Genomic DNA, 15,713 nt, shown 5'->3' with positions numbered 1-15,713 from the left:
AGATTGGTAAATATATAGAGTTAGTTGATTGGTTAAACTACTCTTTTCGCATATTTTCATGAAAATGAGCGGCGCGCGCATATTGGTACAATTAACTCTACCTAAAAGTTTTAGAAAACTTAGTTATAGTAATACCTTAGGCAATTTGTTAAAACTATATTTTTACTAAGATATTTTTTATTGAAGGATTTTAATGATTGTTGTTTTTATTATTTTTATAGTTTTATTGATGTTCGCCTTCGCTTATTATTTTGGAAAATCTGGCTTAACTAGTGAGAATAGAATTAGCGAGTTGATGGAATACTCAGATATTAGTCAGTTCAATTTTTATCTATATGATGAAGCAGTTGATTTTAAGTCTTATGAATTAAGCTCTGATTCTGTAGCATTTTTGGACTTTAGTAATGATGGTGTTTCATTAAATATTGATGATGGTATTTCTTTTATTGAACTTGAATATAATATCCAATTTGCAGTAGATAATAGAATTTATCGCTTTAGTCATTACGCTAATTTATCTGATGCCAATACACCTGAAGTTTTGTATGAAAATTATTATTATGATGACGACGAACTTTCAAAAAATATTGCTTACAGAAGATTTGAAATCGTTGCTTATTGGTCTATATGTAAATTATTTGAGAAATTTAATTCAGAATTTAATGAAGAAAAAGATTTTGTTGAATCGATAGGTTTGGAAACGCTAGATGAATTAAAGTCAAAACTAACTTTTGTGAGAAACTTTAATTGTTAAGTTTGATAAACCCGCAACATAATAAAAAAACCAAGGGACTCCCGCCTGCGGCGCTCGCACCTGATTTTGCCGTTACGAACGTCCGGAAATTGGCATAAATGCGACTGTCAGATTTGATTGATTTCTGCTGATCAAATCTGACAGTTCAAGTTAAAGCTTAACTACTAATACTTACATTTTACGAATAGCGTTTAGTTTATTTACCTTGTTGATCAAACCTAAATCAAACAGTTGCTGTGCGCTGGACTTGAGCAATTGCGTTTCGTCAAACGTTCTGTGTTCTTTAATGATTAAGTTTGCATAGCTAATTTGCAGCCGGTTTATTGCACGGGTTTTCTTTCGGCATTCACAGCACTTGATTGCATGTGCATCAATCCAAAACTTTAATTCTTCAAACCAGTATTGCTGCTCTTTCGCAAAAAATATAAAAGTTCTGTGACAATCGACACATTGCTCTGCTATATCAATGTAGAGTTGCCTTGGGTATACACTGTAACTTTGTGTTTCGATAACTGCGGGGATTGCAGTTTCTGGAAAGTAGCGAACACTTTTATAGCGCCAATGGGCATTATCGATTTCTTGCTTAATATAGCTATTACCAGAAGAAATTGGCTCGCTGCCATATAGTGGGTGGTTTACATAATTGGTCATACTTAACCTATTTACCCAGCATTATAAGAGTGCCTAAAGCGCCTGCAGCCACACCTATAATAAAACCAACTACCCAGAACACAATATTTAATTTACTCAACCAAGGAGAAACAGCCCATTCTTCTTCTGAGTCGTTTCTTAACTGTTTACTGTTGTGAGCTTGCTCAACTGTGGGTCGTGCTGGCAGTTCACTGTCAGTAAGCTGTTTAACAGTCATCACAACTTGGTCTGCATCAACATGGTTACCATTTTCAATCGTTATATTTTCAATAATGCCATTACAATCTGCCATCACTTCTAACACGACTTTATCTGTTTCAACATCAAACAGTACATCGTCTGCATAGACTACTTGACCTTCATTAACATAGAGATTAGTAATTTTTGCTGTTGCTACCGAGTCAGGCAAAGTCGGTATTTTAATTTCTTTGTTCATAATCCCTCCTTGGATGTAATACCGCTAAAACTGACGGCTAAACTATTACCCAAACGCTACATTAGCAAACACAGCGGTCATTAAAATTGGGCATACAAAACGGATATACTGGGCAAACCAAAACTTAAAACCACTGCTTGCTTGATGCAGTTGGTTACCACGGCGCCACAACCACCCTACTGTAACAAAATAAAACAAGCCCATTAATGGCAGTTGGTATTGCGTTAACACCATAATCACTAAACCAAATAGCCAATCAAAATTAAATATAATTAATGAAGAGGCTGCAAGCACAGTGAGGCTCACAATAAAGGTCGCTGATTTACGTTCTACTTGATGATTTTCAACTAAAAATGCAACGGGGATTTCGGTCGATGAAATGGTTGAAGTCAATGACGCTATCGACATTAAAACAAAAAACAATAAGCCTACCACTAAACCTATTTCACCCATGGTATTAAACAACTCTGGTAAAATTGCAAAAATAAGCTGCCCTTCACCAATGAGTTTACCATCATTAAACACTTGTACACCGTTGTGTTGCGCCACATAAATAGCAGGGATAATTAACAACCCTGCTAAGAATGCAACGCCAGTATCAAGCAACGCTACCGAGGCAGTTAAGCGCGGTAAATTGGCATCGGGTTGTAAGTAAGAGCCGTATATCATCATACAACCTACACCAAGCGACAATGAAAAGAACGCCTGCCCCATGGCGGCTATTATCAAGTTTGGGTCGAGTATATGGCTAAAATTAGGCACTAAATAGGCTGCAAACCCTTCATTGGCTCCATCAAGAGTGGCAATGTAGGCAATCAGCCCAACTAATAAAACTAGTAGCATTGGCATCAAACGGCGAGACCAAGTCTCAATCCCTGATTTCACCCCTTTTAAAATGATGCTAGCAGTTAAAATAAGCATTAGCGGCGTAAATACAAAGTTACGCGCCATAGAGTCTGTTTGTAAAAAATTACTTATATCGGTAAAACCGAAGAAGGTAGTAATGGGCTCAAGCGCATAGGCAAGCATCCACCCTGCTACTATCGAATAAAAGCTTAGCATAACTATAGCGCCCGCTAGGCCTAAATAACCCGCTGCCGCACCTACTTTTGGTGCTTGATCTTGCCATGCGTTTTTAAGTGCTTTAACTGGATTAGCTTGCGCTTGGTGCCCTAAGTAAAGCTCGGTATATAAAGCAGGCACTGCCAGTAAAAATATAACAATAAAATAAACCAGTAAAAACGCACCACCGCCGTGATTAGCCGCTTGGGTCGGAAAACCCCAAATATTGCCTAAACCAACCGCAGCGCCAGACGCCGCTAAAACAAAGCCAAGGCGGCTTTGAAAACCATCACGCAATTGTGCCATACATCTACTATCTGTTATTATTTTTCATTAAGGTGAATTAAACCATATTTCACCACGACTGAGTAATAAATTTGCTAATGCTGGGACAGACCATCGCTAAATGCGCATTTTATACCCAGTTTTTATATTTTCATTGCTAGCCAGCTGGACTTTATGCCTAACCAATACTTTGAGCAGCACCTTACTGTAAACCCATTTAGTGTGTCTGATATTAATACGCAGTGTGTTGTGCTACTCAGCGCAGAATCTATTGACCTTGCTGATTTCCCATTAGCTGATTTACTAAGCCCGTTTGAGCAAGCTGTTATTGAACGCAGAAAAAGCAGTAAAGCAAAGCAAGAGTACCTCGCCACGCGTTTACTGCTTAAGTTTTTAGTGAAACACTGTTTTACTGAATTTGCCGATACACCCGCTCATCACATTAGCTCTGAATTTGACGAGCAAAGCAGCAAACTTTTATTACACATCAAAAATACCAATACCGTTTTAAGTAGTTGTTTGTCTCATTCGAATGGTTTTGTGGGTGCAGCGCTGAATATTGAGCAGGTCGAATTTGGTTTTGATATTGAGAAGGTAAGCTTAAAACGCCCGTTTGAAAAACTGGCTAAGCATTTTTATCACCAGCAAGAAGTCGACTTAATTACCCAAACCGAGCAATGTGCTGCCCAGCGTTTTTTTAGGATTTGGACCTTAAAAGAAGCATTAGCAAAAGCGACTAGCCGCCCTATTGCTCAGCTGCTCAGCCCACATGTTTTCACCGAGCTTACAACGGCTAATTTAAATGCTAAAAGTTGTGAGTTTAAAGGCTTTGATATATCGATCGTGAATAAAAAAAGCACTGACTGGCAGTGCTTTTATATTGATAATTTAAATCAGTTAAGCGGCATGTTCGAGCTCAAGTAAACGGCTGTGAATAGCTTGCACGACTAAATCTGATTCTGCTTGTTCAACTAAAAAGCATAAATTGTGTTTGCTAGCACCGTGGCAAATTAAACGAATGTTAAAGTCGCTAAGCACATTCATTAAGTTTACTTCTTGTTGGCGCAGCTGAATTTCAGAGCCAATGAGTGCCACCAGGGTTAGGTTGTTTTCAACCGACACATGACAAAACTCAGCGAGTTTATCTAAGCACTCTTGATCAAGCTCAGGGCGAGAGGCATTTGGCGCGTTATCAAGGGTAATTGCAACACTGATTTCAGAGGTTGTCACTAAATCAACTGAGATATTAAACTCACTTAATATCGTAAATACACGGGCTAAGAAGCCGCTGGCTAACAGCATTTCTGGGCTTTTAAGAGTTAACAAAATTTGGTTTTTACGCTGGGTTACAGCACGAATACCGGGTACTTGTGACTTTTCACGTTCAATCCAGGTACCACCACGCTCCGGTTCACGGCTAGAACCTACAAATACGCTAATGTGGCTGCGGCTCGCTGGTAAAATTGTTGCAGGGTGCAGCACCTTTGCGCCAAAGGTCGCCATTTCTGCCGCTTCATCAAAGCTTAAACGGGCAATTGGCGTGGCTTTGACACACAAACGCGGATCGGTGCTAAATATACCCACAACGTCTGTCCAAATGTGTACACTCTTCGCGTTAACAGCCTCTGCTAATAACGCCGCACTGTAATCTGAACCACCACGACCAAGGGTGGTTGTTTGCCCATGGGCATCACTACCAATAAAACCTTGAGTAACCACAACCTGTTCTTTTAATAATGGGATTAAATGCGCTTTTGCCGCCATTGCAGTCGCTTGTACATCTGGCGTTGCTTTTGAGAACTGGCTATCTGTTTTTAGCACTTGGCGTACATCAAAACGCACCGCATCTAAACCATTTAGGCGCAGTACTTGGGTAAATAAATACGACGACAAACGCTCACCAAAACTAAGCAACTCATCGTGTTGTTGCTTAGATTTAAGCGTTTCGCTGGCAAGCGATTTAAACGCTTTAATTGTCTCGTCAAAACCATGAGCTAAATCAGCATCAAGCGACAGTTCATTTAAAATGGCGTCTTGAATAGCAATCACACCATCAATGTGTTCGCTGCGCTCTTGGGCAGTTAAGTCTTTTTGGCATAAAGCAACAAGGTGGTTTGTTACACCGGCGCTGGCACTTACCGCTACAACGCGCACTGTGTTATCAGCTACAATAATTTCACTGCAACGGCTCATAGCGTCAAAATTAGCTACGCTAGTGCCACCAAACTTAGCGACAACGTAATCTGATTTTGTATTGCTTAATTGTTGCGAGTTATTTGTAACTACTTGGGTATTCATGTCGTCTCCTGTTGTGGCGTTTTACCACGATAATACAAGAAGAACTTGGCAAGGGGGTGCTTGATAAGAAAAGTCCACTGCCAGAAGCTCTCCACCTAAATTGGTGACAGTTTTGAGGATTCAGCCCCATAAACCGAAAAACCACTGTGACGTCAGTTGTTCTTCTCGGCGAGTATTTCCCTCCTTAATGATCAAAAGCAGACGTCGCTTCACATTAAGTACCTAAATATCGCACCTCTTCTGAATGTTAGGTTAACCGCTTTAAAAAACAGCCAAAATAACAAAGCCCACTGTAAAGTGGGCTTTGAAAGTTATCGTTTAGACGTCTAGCTGTCAAGTTGTTTTATTAAATCTCCCTCGATTAAATAAAACTCCCCGCAACATAAGAGCCAACATAACCTACTGTATAAGCAATCAATAAATAAACCGACATACGTAAATAGCTCATAAACGTCAACGCTTTTACTTTACTCATAGCGATAATACCCGCGGCTGAGCCAATAATAAGCATAGAGCCACCCACGCCTGTGGCATATGTAAACGATAGCCACTGCTGTGGGCTCATCATAATGTCGGCTTTAAGTAGTGCAGCTGTCAGTGGCACGTTATCAACAGCAGCTGACAAAATACCCATTAGGTAATTTGCATATTGCGCTGGCATTAGTTCATAAAGATGCGTGAACTTACTTAGCATACCCACTTCTTTTAATGCACCAACAAGTAACAACACACCAACAAAAAATAGCAAAGTGTCGTATTCTATTTCGCGAATGTAATCGATGATTTTTTTGTTTACGTCTTTTTTGCGCATTAAAAACTGTGCAGTTAAAAACATCAGTGACAAACCAAACAAAAAGGTCAATAACGGCGGTACATGGTAAAGCACGCTCAGTGTTAATGTAGCCATAATGGTTGATAAGAAAATAACCGCGATGGTGATATCAGTTTTTTCAATGCGGCGCTCTTGTTGTTTAGTAAACTCAACAGCACCATTTAAGCCAAACGACAACATAATGGCCAACAGTGCCACACTTGTCAGTGCAGGCACAATAAGCAATAGCAAGTTAGCAATGCTTACTTTGCCATCGAGGAAAATCATTAAGGTAGTTACATCACCAGTTATCAGTGACACCCCACCAGAGTTCACACTAAAAACGATTAACGTAGCGTATTTAATCAACTTTTTCGGATCGAGTTTTAACGACATCACCACAGCAAGAGAAATTAGCGTAGCGGTAATATTGTCTGAAATCGACGAAAATAAGAAAGAAAACCCACCTATTAAAAACATCAGCCTTCGTTCGCTGATTGCGCTTGGCATAACTCTGTGCACAATATTTTGGATAAAACCTTTGGAGTTCAAATAGGCAACAAAAGTCATTGCAGCCATTAAAAACAACCAGAGTGTGGCAATCTCTAAAATATTGTGATCAAGTTGATGTTGTATAGTTTCGGGGCTTTGCCCGTTTAGCGGCGAGATAAATAAGATAATCCAGCATAAAGTACCAAAGAAAAGCGTAGTTTTGGCCTTGTTTACATGGATAATATCCTCTATAACGATGAGCACAAATGCGACCGCTATCAGGGTTAGGATAATTGACGTTACCATGGTGTTTGAACAACCTTTAGAAAAATGTAAAAATTGCATTCTTATGTCACCTGTGTGACACGGCGCGCAGTCTAGCACCAAAGGCTTTGTAAAACTATTGCCATTTACCTATTTTTAACTAATCGCTGATACAGCCTATATTAGATTTACTGGAGCGTTATGATCCCAGCCAAAAAGTTACTAAATACTCTCACAGAGCATTGGGGGATGTTGGAACTACTTTTTAAACGTTTTAAGATGGCTGATTTTAGCTTAAAAGACGTACAAAATGCGATAAAACAAAAACAACCAACTTGGTCAAATGAGCGTATTTATAAAGAAACTAACCGACTTTTAAATCAAGACATTATTATTCCTTTGGCGAAATCGTCACAACTTGAAATTAATCGTGCAATTGCCGATTTTGCGACCTTTTTATTACAAGAAGAACATTTAGGGTTAGCACAGGAAATTAGTGTTTTAGTAGATGACTTAGCCCGGTTGGGTAACCGCCTTGCTAATGCGGGAGAAATTGAAGATTACGACGAGTTACGCCGCTTTAGCCGTATTATGGATGATCGGGTGCGTAAAATAATGAAGCTGTTTGCACATAACGAAAATGCCATTTTAAATATTGTTGAGCAAGCTAAAGCTAACAATGCAGTGCAATCGCTTCAAAAGCGTTACAAAGCCGTGATTGAAGCCTTTGATGAATACATTGAACCTATGCTTGAAATGGTAGATATTCGCGGCGATTTCCACGCCTGTTTTAACACCATTGAAGAACAAATAAGTGCCCAAATAGCGCATATCGAACGCTCAGGCAAAGCGTACCAAGATAAACGCATGCTAGAGCAATTACGTACGCGAATTTTAGAAATGCACCTTGTTGGTCGGATAAGCTTACGTAAAAGTGCCGATATGCTGATGCCCCTGCGTGAAGAATTACGCCGTAATAATATGATCACTCGCCAAGCTGCGAAGGTACTTGGTTTAATTCGTAAAAATGGCGTGGATAACATGCTAAGTAGCGTGCAACCGCATTTTGTTTCTGACGCACAACGTTTTTCATTGGGTCAGCAACGCCATATGGTCGCTTACATGGCAGGCCTGGTAGAATTTGAACACAGTGAATATGAATTGCCTGACCAACAAAATGTACCAGCATATGTAACACCCAATATTCCAGATTATAACAATGTTAAAACCAGCTTTAAAAAGCGTTTTAATGCTAAGCGTAAAAAGCCAGAGCCTTTATTAACGTTTCTGGGTGAGAGCTACCCTGAACTTGAAGCCGACGAAATGCTGTTTTTATATCAAAAACTCGTTAGCGATACTGATATTGAAATCAGTCAAAGCGATGAAAAAATGCGGGTTAAAATCGCCGGACAGCACTTTTCACTCTTTCCGTTTAATACTAAGCCTTCTAATACCAAACCTGTTGACGCAGAACAAAACCAAACAGGGAATGAGTAACTATTATGACCCAAATTAATTTACATGAATTAACCCATCTACAAGCTATCAATAAAAAGCTGGTAACGGGTTACCACATTAGCGAGCAAGACACCTTGATGTGGCAAGAACTTGATCAACACATTGAGCAATACAGTGCATTATTTTGCTCTCTCGGCCATGAGTTAAAGCATGATAGTCGTGGCTTCTATTACTTTGCGAGCGATGAAAGCACGCCAAACATGGGCAAAATCTCTCGTGCAATCGCACTCACCGTTTACATATTAATTGAGCACTTCGCTAACACCGGTAAAGACCCCATGCGTGCCTTATTTGATGAAGTAAACGATTTAGAGCTCATGCAAACCTTAGTGCAGATGAACAAACATTTATTTGACCAGCTCGAAATTTTCTCAGGTTCTGATTTACGTAAAGATGTATATTTACGGATGATCCGACTTGGCCTTGCCCGTGAAGTTGAAGGCGGTTTTATGCTGCAAGCCCCGGTTTATCGCTATATTGATGCGTTAATGGAAGTGAACGAAGAAACCTACCTAGGCGAGGACGAATAATGAAAAATCTATACGGCCTTAGTAAACTGGCGCTTTTAAACACTGCAGGTTACGCCAAGTGTGTTATCCCCCTTGATAAAAGCAGCTCTATTTGTGCCCCAAACAACACCGGTAAAAGCTCAGTTATAAACGCTTTGCAATTTCCGCTTATTAACGATTTACGCCTGACTGAGTGGGATGGCCATGACTTAGATGAAACCCGTAAGTTTTATTTTTCATCTGATCAGTCATACATTTTACTTGAGGCAAACCTACCACAAGGCCCGGTCGTTATTGGTGTTGCAGGCCTAGGTAAAATAGCCGGCTACGCGCATCAGTTTTTTTGCTATCAAGGCAAACTTGATCTTGAGCACTACACCCAAGGTAAAACCATCATTAAGTTCACTAAGCTCTTTAACCACTTAAAGGAGCAAGGTTTTAATCCAATTGAGCTTAAAGCTCAAGAGCTAAACGCCCTACTTACTGGCGGCGCAACGCCGTTTGATGGCGACATTAACTTAAAAATGATCCCGCTTAATAATGTGCAAGACTCGGCTATTTATAAAGAAATTTTCCGTCGGATTCTAAATCTACACAAGCTCGGTGCTGCCGATGTAAAACGCTTTATGCTGCGTGTGTTTGAGCGCCATATGTCTAACTCAAAAGTTGATTTTTATGAAGTTTGGCGCCGTTCATTTGATAAAGTAAACCGCGCAAAGCGTGAGTTGAAAGCCCTTGAATCAATGCAAGAGCCGATTAATGCGCTTGAATCTATGCTTGAAAACCAAACTGTACTCAAAGGTAAACTCGCTGCGTATGCGCCAAAAATAGACCAGGCTTTAATAGACTTTGATACTTACCAAGAAGCGCAACTCAGCGAGCTTAATGTTGCCCTTGAGGACATTGAGCATGAAAAACACGAGTTTGAACAAAAGCAGCAGCTCTATGTGCAGCAGTCGCGTGATATTGAACGCAAACAAACCCAAATTGAGCAATGGTTTTTAGACTTTAATGCACTAAAAGCAGAGTTTGAATTGGTCAACATGGCAACCTTAAAAGTCAGCCTAAGCCAACTAAAACAAGATTACGAGTCTTTATCGCATTCTATTAATAGTGCACAAGGGCAAAGCTTGCACACGCTTGATTTCAGGATTAGTGAAACGCAGAAACAAATTAAGAGCTTAAAATTACAGCTAAAAAACCTTGAGTTTAATTTGTTCACACGCATGCGTGAGGACTTATCATTAAAAGAAGTGGAAGAAGTTTCACGTATCTTAAATCCTGATATTTTATCCTTTGCAACCACTAGCAATGGCGACATTGATATAACTGATGAAGATGCATTCGGCGAATTTTTAGCGAAATTGTCTGATAACGTAAAAGGCGGCGTACTTACCCTGCCCGGCGCGACCATTAAGCTTAAAAAGCTATCACCTGTACAAATGCAAACCGGTGAGAACAAAGAGCAATTAACGGCTCAGTTAACAGCACTTGAACATTCACTCAAAGAGTTTAAGCAACAGCGTGAAGTGGCCGCAAATGTCGCTGATAAACAAAAAGAAAAAGACGCGCTGTACGATGAACTAATGAGCTGTGAAAGTGCATTAAAACGCTTTGAACAATTTGAAATCATGTTGCAATCAATTGACGCCCAAGCCCTGTTAAAAGAGCAGTTATTAGCCGAGCGCGATCAGGTTGACGACTACTTACAAGATATTCAAAAAAACAGTGGTTCAATTGCTGATAGACGTTCGATAATAAAATCTAAAAAAGAGCTTATTTCGCGCCAAGCCGATCGTCTGCGCCAAGTTAAATCTGAGCGAATTGACCATACCCTTGATTTATACAGCGGTAAAGTCACTCCTTACATGATTGATATTCAAATCGACTTTGATAACTTAAGCGATTTAGTCCATCACTTTAATAAAGACTGCCAAGAGCTGCGTAATTTTGATATCAACATACGTAATACCTATTTGCATATTTATAATGCCGGTATCACTAAATTTGATAACGAAAACGACGAGTTTACTAAATACCAAAAATTAATTAGTGCATTTCATAATATTGATAACGAGCGTGACGCCGTTGAGCGCCAAGCGCGCGTGGCACTAACCGAAGTAGCCGCAACCATTAAAGGCCTGCGCGAAGACTTAGACCGCCTGCGCCGTGAAATGAATAGTTTTAATAAAGGTATCAGCCAGCACCGTATTTCAAACTTACAGGCGTTCAAAATTAACGTCATACCGCGAAAAATGTTGGTTGACAGTATTGATACGATCATCAGCACTTCCAATCAATTTGAGCAAGGCGATACCCTTGATTTACTGAGCCAAGAACCTAACAACGAAAGCGCAGTAAACGCAGCTAAAGATCACTTAATTCAATTCGCTTCAGAAAAAGCAGGGCTAACACTGACCGACTTATTTGATATTCGTTTTGAAGTGGTTAACCGCGCTGGTGAGACAGAGCACTTTGATAAAATTGATTCTGCGGGTTCAAACGGCACACGAATTACCATTAAATTATTATGTGGCATGTTGTTTATTCGTTACTTATTAAGCGACCAAGAACAAAACCTATACCGTATTCCCATCTATATTGATGAAGCGGCTGATATCGATCCGCAAAACCAAAAAGCGATTATTGAAACCGCGCTAAGCTTTGGCTTTGTGCCCATTTTTGCCTCAGTTAAACCGCAAATCAGTTGCGATTATATTGTGCCAATTCGTTCGGTCAAAGATGGCGCACAAAACTGGGTAGATGAAAAAGACTGGATTGAAGTAGAACATACCTAATATATAGGCGTGAGGTATTAGGGTTAATTTATCGTTCAGTAAATAACAACTAGAATTGTTGCATTGTTATTACTCAACCTGAAAAAAGGTTTAAATACCTCATGCCATATTATTTTAAAATGATAGCTATGATTTAACTTTTCAGACTAAATTATGAAGGACGATAAATCGACGTTACAGTTCACGTTACTTAATTGTATGTACTTAGAAAGTAACAAAAACACATTCCGTAAAATTATTTTTATGTTATGTTATCAAACGACTGGAAAAACTTTTGCCAAGGAGCAAACGCCATGAAAAACCTATTAATTGCTGTAGCTGTATTATTGCTTGCTGCATGTGCTAAAACCCCTGATGTTGATTATGATAAATCAGTTGATTTTAGCAACTATAAAACATTTGCTTGGATGCCACAGGCAACCTTAAAGAATGCTGGTAATTACCAAATTAGCCCTCTAATGGAACAACGAGTTCGAGAGGCTGTGAACACCCAGCTACAGGCGCAAGGTATGGCTATGGTCGATACATCTACAGCCGATGTGTTACTTAATTACCATGCATCAGTTGATACTAAAATTGACGTAGACACGGTGAATGTTGGCTACTCTGCTCGCTGGAATTACTGGGGCATGGGGTATAATACGCAAACGACAACTCGAGAGTACGATGTGGGTACGCTAATTTTAGATGTTATTGACCGTCAATCTAATCAGCTTGTGTGGCGAGGTGCTCGCGAAGGTCGTTTAATCAAAAAACAGTCGCCTGAGCAACGTACCGAAGCTGTTAATAAAGCAGTTGCGAGTATTTTAAGTGGTTTCCCGCCTGAAAAGCTAAATAAATAAGCCGTTATACAAGGTTTTTAAAAGCTCACTTTTGGTGAGCTTTTTTGTGTTTGAAAGCAAACTAATTCGTTTTATATTTATGCAGTAAAACCTGCGGAATGTGGCAGTAATCACCTGGAAAACGACTCAATCTGTCTTGGTGTTGTTCATCACTTTTTACGTAATTTGTTAACGGCTTTACTTCAACGACAATCTTATTCGCATCGTCACGCTGATTAATGTAATTACTAGCTGCTGTTAAGTGCTCAGACTGTTGACTATAAATAGCCGTTCGGTATTTTTGTCCTTCATCTTCCCCCTGCTTATTGACACTGTAAGGGTCTATAATTTCAAAAAAATAATCAAACAACTGTGCTAGTTCGACGGCTTCAGGGTTAAAAGTGACTTTTACACATTCCGCATACCCATCATATTCACTGTCTGTTGTATTGCTGGTGCCGTTTGCTCGCCCTGCTTGTGTGTTTACCACGCCGGGTAAATGCTTCATAAACTCTTGCACTCCCCATAAACAACCACCAGCAAAATAAATCGTACTGTGCTGATAGCTTATCCCTTTATCTACTTTATGTTTTTTGCTCATTGATAAATAACCTAAATTCTCAAAACTGAACCATAGACACACCCGCTGGACTGGCTATTTTCGCATGCAGTTTTTGTGCATTAATGTACAATACGGCAGTCCCCTACAATGCACTTATATTATCACGCACAAAAAAGTGATATGCATTTAATTGTTAGCATTAAAACACAAAAGAAGATAAGTAAAAATGAGACGTGCCCCGCACTTTATAATCCCTGCAATAATGACTTCACTATCAGGCTATGCTCTTGCTACTGATGCAAATGAGTTAGTAGAAATAGAAAAAATTACCGTTAGTGCATCCCCAACTGCAAACAAATTACCAGTAGGTACATTCGATGCCCCTGTGTCTAACTTAGAGTATGATCCACGCGTTGATTTGCAATCTCGTAATATGGCTGAAGCGCAAGCCGATGTAACAATACGTGGTGGTATTTTTGAAAACACGGGCTTTCGCGTTGGTAGTGCGACTTTATTCGACCCGCAGTCTGGACATTATTTTGCTGAAATCCCAATTGCCCCACAAATGCTCAGTGGCCCAGCAATATTTACTGGTGTTGATAATGCGCTTTATGGCATGAATAGCTCAGTGGGAACAGTTGACTTTGGTTGGACACCAATCAACACCGGTGGCAGTGTTTCCTTGGGTGTTGGTTCAAATGACTTTAATCTACAAAGCGTGAATGCGGGAGTTACCATGCCTCTTAAAGGTATGAAAGACTGGCAGTTGGGCTTTCAAGGTGAATATTCACACTCACAAAGCGACGGCACCATAGAGTATGGCGATCATGACTTTAGTCGTGTCTCAGGGCGCGTGCAATTGAGTGGGCCACAATCACAAACTGATATTTTTTATGGCTCACAGCAAAAGTTTTTTGGTTGGCCAAATATGTATACTCCTTTTGGTGTAAATGAAACCGAAGACTTAGACACTGAACTATTTTTAGTTAATCATCAGCAAAACTATGCAGCTGATAGCTCATTTGAAGTATCAGCTTATTATCGTAAAAATAACGATCATTATATTTATTCTCGTGAAAACCCAAGTGCCTTCGAAGCTTTCCATGAAACAGAGGTTAAATCGATAGGTTTTTCAGGTCGTCATGCCCAAAGTCAATCATTTGCTTTAAACTACTCAGCTCAATTTATTGAGGATTCAATTGAATCAACCACGCTTGAGAATAACTTTACCTCGCGCAATTATTATAAATTAAGTGTGTTGCCTGAATATCAAACAGCTATTGCCAATAATCAATTACTCACAGTTCGTCTAGGGGCAGCCTATGATGATACCAATAGAGATGATTCTGAATTTTCCCTATTAGGCGATATAAACTGGAACACAGTAAATAATGATGGCTCTGAGCGCACTGTTTATTTATCGTTTGCACAAGCAAGCCAAGTTGCAGGCTACACAGCTATTGGCGGAAGTGATTCTGGTGGGTTATTCAGAAGCAATTACAACCTTAAGCGAGAAACCACACAAAACTTAGAGCTTGGTTTGTTACTTGAACAGCAAACTTGGCAACTAAACTCAGCGCTGTTTTATCGCCAAGATGAAAACTTAACAGATTGGACTTACAGCTTTGACTCTGTCTTTGCCCGCGCCGCAAACCCCGTTGATATTGACACCTCTGGATTAGAGATTTTAGTAACTAAACAGTTTGATACTGTTGAACTGGTTAGCAGCTATGCCTATCTGCACAAGTCAGAAACGTATGGCGCACAGAATATTGATGCCAGTTTTTATGCATTAAACTTTCCTGATCACCGCATTACCCTAGGCGCAGTGTGGGCGCCTACGAATATGTTAGAGTTTCGTATTGATAATGAATGGCGTAAACAGCATGAAAATGCTTTGCGTAGCAGCGATGACTCGGCGCTTTTTACCCACTTAACCTTAAAAGTGACACCTACGGGGTTTGATAATTTATTTATTACGCTTGCTGCTGATAACTTATGGGGTGAGTCATTTGAAGAAATACCCGGTACACCAGGTCGCGGTAAACAATACACTCTCAGTGCAACATACAGTTGGTAAAGAGCAAAAAAGATATGTCAAAAAAACCGCGTTTTTACGCGGTTTTATTATTTTTACAGCTCAAAAAATCACGTCATTTGCTCTAGTTCTGTAATTAAAGTTAACGCTTGTTCATTCGTTTGCCCACATACATCAAAAGTAGCAGTAAAATCACTACATACTTTTGGCCTGCTTTCATCACCAAATAACTTACATAAGTTATTGTTATCTAATTGAATACATCGTTCACCGGCTTTTTTACCATTTGGCATACCAGGAATTGGAGAACTAATACTAGGTGCAATACAACATGCTCCGCACCCCAGTCGACAACTCATAGCTTGTGTTTTCATATTAACCCCTTTTTACCCAATACCACTACTTTGTTAATGA

At 39.8% G+C, this 15,713-nt stretch carries 14 protein-coding genes and 1 riboswitch; of the genes, 7 read left to right on the top strand and 7 right to left on the bottom strand.

Going from position 1 to position 15,713, the window contains the following annotated elements; translation table 11 throughout:
- The first annotated feature begins 193 nt into the window (after positions 1-193).
- On the top strand, positions 194-754 hold the full coding sequence (locus ACFI4Z_RS14510) for a hypothetical protein (RefSeq protein ID WP_462671203.1): 561 nt from the start codon (positions 194-196) through the stop codon (positions 752-754).
- 171 nt (positions 755-925) lie between these two features.
- Here ACFI4Z_RS14510 and ACFI4Z_RS14505 read toward each other — a convergent pair whose 3' ends face one another.
- Genes ACFI4Z_RS14505 through ACFI4Z_RS14495 form a run of 3 tightly spaced genes read right to left on the bottom strand, consistent with a single transcriptional unit; the run spans position 926 to position 3,209 of the window.
- Positions 926-1,405 carry a zinc-ribbon domain containing protein gene (locus tag ACFI4Z_RS14505; protein ID WP_462671202.1) on the bottom strand — a complete coding sequence of 160 codons (480 nt, stop codon included), beginning with the start codon at positions 1,403-1,405 and terminating at the stop codon, positions 926-928.
- A 7-nt stretch (positions 1,406-1,412) separates the two neighbouring features.
- A complete protein-coding gene (locus ACFI4Z_RS14500; RefSeq protein ID WP_462671201.1) occupies positions 1,413-1,841 on the bottom strand; it encodes a biotin/lipoyl-containing protein in 429 nt (142 codons plus the stop codon).
- Between the two features lie 45 nt (positions 1,842-1,886).
- Positions 1,887-3,209, bottom strand: coding sequence for a sodium-dependent transporter (locus ACFI4Z_RS14495; RefSeq protein ID WP_462671200.1), 1,323 nt, complete (start codon positions 3,207-3,209; stop codon positions 1,887-1,889).
- 153 nt (positions 3,210-3,362) lie between these two features.
- Between ACFI4Z_RS14495 and ACFI4Z_RS14490 the strand changes: the two genes are divergently transcribed.
- Positions 3,363-4,112, top strand: a complete 750-nt coding sequence (locus tag ACFI4Z_RS14490; protein ID WP_462671199.1) for a 4'-phosphopantetheinyl transferase family protein — start codon at positions 3,363-3,365, stop codon at positions 4,110-4,112.
- Here the strand turns inward: ACFI4Z_RS14490 and lysC are convergent.
- Both lysC and nhaD read right to left on the bottom strand, forming a co-directional pair.
- Positions 4,086-5,486, bottom strand: a complete 1,401-nt coding sequence (lysC, locus tag ACFI4Z_RS14485) for a lysine-sensitive aspartokinase 3 (protein WP_462671198.1) — start codon at positions 5,484-5,486, stop codon at positions 4,086-4,088. The genes ACFI4Z_RS14490 and lysC overlap by 27 nt on opposite strands.
- Positions 5,487-5,562: 76 nt before the next feature.
- Positions 5,563-5,734, bottom strand: a riboswitch (Lysine riboswitch).
- 113 nt (positions 5,735-5,847) lie between these two features.
- Entirely contained in the window at positions 5,848-7,095 is a 1,248-nt protein-coding gene (gene nhaD / locus ACFI4Z_RS14480) for a sodium:proton antiporter NhaD (protein ID WP_462671256.1), read from the bottom strand.
- A gap of 159 nt (positions 7,096-7,254) precedes the next feature.
- Here nhaD and ACFI4Z_RS14475 point away from each other — a divergent pair, with 159 nt between their 5' ends.
- The 4 genes from ACFI4Z_RS14475 (at position 7,255) to ACFI4Z_RS14460 (ending at position 12,720) form a co-directional block, all read left to right on the top strand.
- Positions 7,255-8,550, top strand: coding sequence for a hypothetical protein (locus tag ACFI4Z_RS14475; protein WP_462671197.1), 1,296 nt, complete (start codon positions 7,255-7,257; stop codon positions 8,548-8,550).
- 5 nt (positions 8,551-8,555) lie between these two features.
- On the top strand, positions 8,556-9,101 hold the full coding sequence (locus ACFI4Z_RS14470; RefSeq protein ID WP_462671196.1) for a condensin complex protein MksE: 546 nt from the start codon (positions 8,556-8,558) through the stop codon (positions 9,099-9,101).
- Positions 9,101-11,878 carry an AAA family ATPase gene (locus tag ACFI4Z_RS14465; protein WP_462671195.1) on the top strand — a complete coding sequence of 926 codons (2,778 nt, stop codon included), beginning with the start codon at positions 9,101-9,103 and terminating at the stop codon, positions 11,876-11,878. Before ACFI4Z_RS14470 ends, ACFI4Z_RS14465 begins: the two co-directional genes overlap by 1 nt.
- Positions 11,879-12,171: 293 nt before the next feature.
- A complete protein-coding gene (locus tag ACFI4Z_RS14460; RefSeq protein WP_462671194.1) occupies positions 12,172-12,720 on the top strand; it encodes a DUF4136 domain-containing protein in 549 nt (182 codons plus the stop codon).
- 61 nt (positions 12,721-12,781) lie between these two features.
- Here ACFI4Z_RS14460 and ACFI4Z_RS14455 read toward each other — a convergent pair whose 3' ends face one another.
- The gene (locus ACFI4Z_RS14455; RefSeq protein ID WP_462671193.1) at positions 12,782-13,300 is read right to left on the bottom strand and encodes a peptide-methionine (S)-S-oxide reductase; all 519 of its coding nucleotides are present in this window, start codon (positions 13,298-13,300) and stop codon (positions 12,782-12,784) included.
- Between the two features lie 187 nt (positions 13,301-13,487).
- On the opposite strand from ACFI4Z_RS14455, the gene ACFI4Z_RS14450 reads away from it, so the two are divergent.
- Positions 13,488-15,341: a TonB-dependent receptor plug domain-containing protein gene (locus ACFI4Z_RS14450; protein WP_462671192.1), complete on the top strand. Its 1,854-nt coding sequence runs from the start codon at positions 13,488-13,490 to the stop codon at positions 15,339-15,341.
- 68 nt (positions 15,342-15,409) lie between these two features.
- Here the strand turns inward: ACFI4Z_RS14450 and ACFI4Z_RS14445 are convergent, their stop codons facing one another.
- Positions 15,410-15,673 carry a YkgJ family cysteine cluster protein gene (locus ACFI4Z_RS14445; RefSeq protein WP_462671191.1) on the bottom strand — a complete coding sequence of 88 codons (264 nt, stop codon included), beginning with the start codon at positions 15,671-15,673 and terminating at the stop codon, positions 15,410-15,412.
- Positions 15,674-15,713: the final 40 nt, after the last annotated feature.

Source organism: Pseudoalteromonas sp. RWi3, assembly GCF_054960735.1.
This window is presented reverse-complemented; position numbering and strand designations above follow the sequence as displayed.

Coding starts and splice junctions, on each gene's coding strand:
- ACFI4Z_RS14510 (WP_462671203.1), top strand. CDS start 194: ATGATTGTTGTTTTTATTATTTTTATAGTTTTATTGATGTTCGCCTTC.
- ACFI4Z_RS14505 (WP_462671202.1), bottom strand. CDS start 1,405: ATGACCAATTATGTAAACCACCCACTATATGGCAGCGAGCCAATTTCT.
- ACFI4Z_RS14500 (WP_462671201.1), bottom strand. CDS start 1,841: ATGAACAAAGAAATTAAAATACCGACTTTGCCTGACTCGGTAGCAACA.
- ACFI4Z_RS14495 (WP_462671200.1), bottom strand. CDS start 3,209: ATGGCACAATTGCGTGATGGTTTTCAAAGCCGCCTTGGCTTTGTTTTA.
- ACFI4Z_RS14490 (WP_462671199.1), top strand. CDS start 3,363: ATGCCTAACCAATACTTTGAGCAGCACCTTACTGTAAACCCATTTAGT.
- lysC (WP_462671198.1), bottom strand. CDS start 5,486: ATGAATACCCAAGTAGTTACAAATAACTCGCAACAATTAAGCAATACA.
- nhaD (WP_462671256.1), bottom strand. CDS start 7,095: ATGGTAACGTCAATTATCCTAACCCTGATAGCGGTCGCATTTGTGCTC.
- ACFI4Z_RS14475 (WP_462671197.1), top strand. CDS start 7,255: ATGATCCCAGCCAAAAAGTTACTAAATACTCTCACAGAGCATTGGGGG.
- ACFI4Z_RS14470 (WP_462671196.1), top strand. CDS start 8,556: ATGACCCAAATTAATTTACATGAATTAACCCATCTACAAGCTATCAAT.
- ACFI4Z_RS14465 (WP_462671195.1), top strand. CDS start 9,101: ATGAAAAATCTATACGGCCTTAGTAAACTGGCGCTTTTAAACACTGCA.
- ACFI4Z_RS14460 (WP_462671194.1), top strand. CDS start 12,172: ATGAAAAACCTATTAATTGCTGTAGCTGTATTATTGCTTGCTGCATGT.
- ACFI4Z_RS14455 (WP_462671193.1), bottom strand. CDS start 13,300: ATGAGCAAAAAACATAAAGTAGATAAAGGGATAAGCTATCAGCACAGT.
- ACFI4Z_RS14450 (WP_462671192.1), top strand. CDS start 13,488: ATGAGACGTGCCCCGCACTTTATAATCCCTGCAATAATGACTTCACTA.
- ACFI4Z_RS14445 (WP_462671191.1), bottom strand. CDS start 15,673: ATGAAAACACAAGCTATGAGTTGTCGACTGGGGTGCGGAGCATGTTGT.